Below are 3,536 nucleotides of genomic sequence, written 5' to 3'. Positions count from 1 at the left end.
AGGACTGCGGACGCGGCGGCCAGCGGGACCGGGAGCAGCAGCCGGGTGCGGTGCGGGCCCAGCCGGTGCGGCCAGCCGCGCATTCCGAGTGCCAGGTCGCTGCGGATGTCGGGCAGGACGTCGCCGAGGTGGGCGCCGATGCCCAGCAGCGCGCCCGCGGTGACGATCCACCAGACGGGCCGCGGCTGTCCCGGCAGGCCGAGTGCGACGAAGGCGGGCAGTGCGGCGAAGCCCACCGCGTACGGCAGCCAGGACCAGCCGCTCGCCTTGAGCCCGAGGTCGTACGCCCAGGCCAGGCCGACCCCCGTCAGATGCACGGCGCCCGCCCACCTGCCGCAGCCGAACGACAGCGGCACACAGAGCGCAAGCGCGGTGAACGCGGCGGCCCACACGGTGCGTACGCCGACCCTGCCGTCGGCGACCGGCTTGCCGCTGCGGCCGGCCGCGGTGTCCCGGGGTGCGTCGACCGCGTCGTTGCACCAGCCGACGGACAGCTGCCCGGTGAGCACGGCTGCGGCGGTCAGGACACACCGCCCGGGGCTCTGCCCCGCGGTCACGGCAAGCCCGGTCAGCAGGACGGTGACCGCCACGACGGGCCCGGGGTGGCACGATCCGGCCAGCGCGGCCGCGACACCGCCCCGCCCGGCGACGCGTCCATCTGCCAGGGGCTGCTCGGGAGTTCCCACCCGGTGATCGTAGACACGGCCTGCCCCGCGCCACCGTTGCGCGCGCTGCTCACCCGTGCGGACTCGCCACGCGTACGGGCGAATCGGCCGGGAGCGCCGAGGGGGCGGCCAGGGTGTCGGGAGCCCTGCCGGGGGCAGGGATGCTGCAATGCAGGGCACGTCATCCCCGAGGCGGAAGAACATATGACCCGGATCGCAGCCGTCCACGGTGTCCTGGCACCGCACCGCCACGCCCAGCACGAGATCACCGACATGGTGGCCCGCGTCTGCCTGCCCGACGGCGCCGACCGGCGGGTCCTCGACCGGCTGCACCGCAGCTCCCGGGTCCGCACCCGCCATATGACGCTGCCGCTGGAGGCGTACGAGAAGCTGGACGGATTCGGCGCCGCCAACGACGCGTTCATCGCCGGTGCGACGGAGCTCGGCGCCGCGGCCGTCCGGGGCGCGCTGCACGCGGCGGGGCTGCGCCCCGAGGACGTGGACCTGCTGATCTTCACCTCGGTCACCGGAATCGCCACCCCGTCCATCGACGCACGGCTGGCGAACCGGCTCGGGCTGCGCCCCGACGTCAAACGGCTGCCGCTCTTCGGGCTCGGCTGCGCCGGGGGCGCGGCGGGGCTGGCCCGCACCCACGACTATCTGCTCGGACATCCGGACGAGGTGGCGGTACTGCTCTCCGTCGAGCTGTGCTCCCTCACCTTCCAGCGCGACGACAGCTCGATGGCCAACCTGATCGCCACCGCCCTCTTCGGGGACGGCGCGGCGGCGGTCGTGGCCTGCGGCCCCGACCACCCCGCCGCACGGCGCGAGCTGCCGGGGCCGGCCGTCGTGGACACCCGCAGCCGGCTCTACCCCGACACCGGTCATGTCATGGGCTGGAACATCAAGAGCTCGGGCTTCCAGGTGGTGCTGGACCCGTCCGTGCCCGATGTGGTCCGCCGTCATCTCGCCTCGGACGTCACGGGTTTCCTCGCCGACCACGGTCTCAAGCCGAAGGATGTGTCGGCCTGGGTCTGCCACCCGGGCGGCCCGAAAGTGCTGGAGGCGGTCACCGAAGCGCTCGGACTGCCCGACGAGGCACTCGGGGTGACCTGGCGCCACCTCGCCGACGTGGGCAATCTGTCCTCCTCGTCGGTACTGCACGTGCTGCGCGACACCCTGGCGGGGGACCCTCCGGCGCCGGGCACACCGGGGCTGCTGCTGGCGATGGGCCCGGGCTTCTGCTGCGAACTGGTTCTGCTGCGCTGGTAGCCCGGCGGACCGCAGCAGCCGCAATGAGCCGCAGGACGCCGTGCCGCGGCCGTGATTCGGAGGACCCATGATCTGGTACGTGCTGCTGGTGGCCGCAGTCGCCGCCGAGCGCATCGCCGAACTCGTCGTCGCCCGGCGCAACGAGCGCTGGAGCATGGCGCGCGGTGCGACCGTCGCCGGGCAGGGCCACTATCCGGTGATGGTCGCCCTGCACACCGGGCTGCTCGCGGCGTGTGTGGCCGAGGTCTGGCTGGGCGGCCGGCCGTTCCTGCCCGCGCTGGGCTGGCCAATGGCGGCCGTCCTGGTGGCTGCCCAGGGGCTGCGCTGGTGGTGCATCGGGACGCTGGGGCCCCGCTGGAACACCCGGGTGATCGTCGTGCCCGGCCTGCCCCTGGTGCAGGGCGGCCCCTACCGCTGGCTGCTGCACCCGAACTATGTGGCCGTGGTCGCCGAGGGGGTGGCGCTGCCACTGGTGCACACCGCGTGGCTCACCGCGCTGGTGTTCACGGTGCTCAACGCCGCGCTGCTGACCGTCCGTATCCGCTGCGAGAACACGGCGCTGGCGGGGTCCGGGACGGCAGGGGTCGGGACGGCAGGGCCCGGTGCGGCAGGGGCCGGGACGGCGGAATCCGGTGTAACAGGGCCCGGTGCGGCTGGGACCGGGACGGCGGAGTCCGGTGTAGCAGGGGCCGGTGCGGCAGGGGCCGGGACGGCGGAATCCGGTGTAACAGGGTCCGGTGCGGCGGGGGATGTCACGGCGTGATCGACGTACTGGTGGCGGGCGGCGGCCCCGCCGGACTCGCCACCGCTGTCCATGCCGCGCTGGCCGGTCTGGAGGCCGTCGTCGTGGAGCCCAGGATCTCCCCGGTGGACAAAGCCTGCGGCGAGGGGGTCATGCCCGGCGGAGTCGCCGCGCTGCGGGCGCTGGGGGTGCCGGTGCAGGGGCGTGAACTGCGCGGTATCCGCTACCTCGACGGCCGGCGCAGCGCCGAGGCCGCGTTCCGGGACGGGACCGGTCTCGGGATCCGCCGTACGGTGCTGCACGCCGCGCTGTACGAGCGCGCCCGCGACATGGGCGTACGGATGGTCACGGGCAAGGTCGGCGAGGTACGCCAGAGCGCCGACTCCGTCACAGCGGCCGGGCTCACCGCGCGCTGGCTGGTGGCCGCCGACGGCCTGCACTCACCGCTGCGCCGCGCCCTCGGGCTCGATCTGCCCGGCCGCTCCCCCGGCCGGTACGGGCTGCGCCGACACTACCGGTGCGCCCCGTGGACCGACTTCGTCGAGGTGCACTGGTCCGCGCACGGTGAGGCGTATGTGACGCCTGTCGGCGACGAGTTGGTCGGGGTCGCGGTGCTCAGCCGCAGCCGCCGCGGCTACGACGCGCACCTGGCCGGCTTCCCTGCGCTGTACGAGGCGCTGCGCGGCCCCTACGCGAGCACCGTGCGGGGCGCGGGACCGCTCCGTCAGCGGGTACGGAGCCGGGTGGCCGGGCGCGTGCTGCTCGTCGGCGACGCGGCGGGGTACGTCGACGCGCTCACCGGCGAGGGAATCGCCCTGGCCCTGGCGACCGCCGGGGCAGCGGTGCGCTGCCTGGCG

3 protein-coding genes and 1 pseudogene are annotated in these 3,536 nt (G+C 74.7%); 3 read left to right on the top strand and 1 reads right to left on the bottom strand.

What is annotated here, in order from left to right; all coding sequences use genetic code 11:
* Positions 1–686, bottom strand: a 686-nt coding sequence (locus G3I19_RS35355; protein ID WP_343235309.1) for a UbiA family prenyltransferase, incomplete at its 3' end; no start/stop codon positions are given.
* A gap of 183 nt (positions 687–869) precedes the next feature.
* Here G3I19_RS35355 and G3I19_RS35350 point away from each other — a divergent pair.
* From G3I19_RS35350 to G3I19_RS35340, 3 genes and pseudogenes are all read left to right on the top strand, one after another.
* Entirely contained in the window at positions 870–1,937 is a 1,068-nt protein-coding gene (locus tag G3I19_RS35350; RefSeq protein ID WP_164267778.1) for a 3-oxoacyl-[acyl-carrier-protein] synthase III C-terminal domain-containing protein, read from the top strand.
* A gap of 67 nt (positions 1,938–2,004) precedes the next feature.
* A pseudogene (locus G3I19_RS35345) lies at positions 2,005–2,502 on the top strand (isoprenylcysteine carboxyl methyltransferase family protein); the annotation flags it as partial.
* Positions 2,503–2,696: 194 nt separating this feature from the next.
* Positions 2,697–3,536: NAD(P)/FAD-dependent oxidoreductase (locus tag G3I19_RS35340; RefSeq protein ID WP_164267777.1), on the top strand; the 840-nt coding region annotated here is incomplete at its 3' end.

Origin of the sequence: Streptomyces sp. SID10853 (assembly GCF_010548145.1) — a bacterium.
GTDB lineage: Bacteria > Actinomycetota > Actinomycetes > Streptomycetales > Streptomycetaceae > Streptomyces.
Note: the sequence above shows the minus strand (reverse complement) of the source record. Positions and strands in the feature narration are given on the sequence as shown.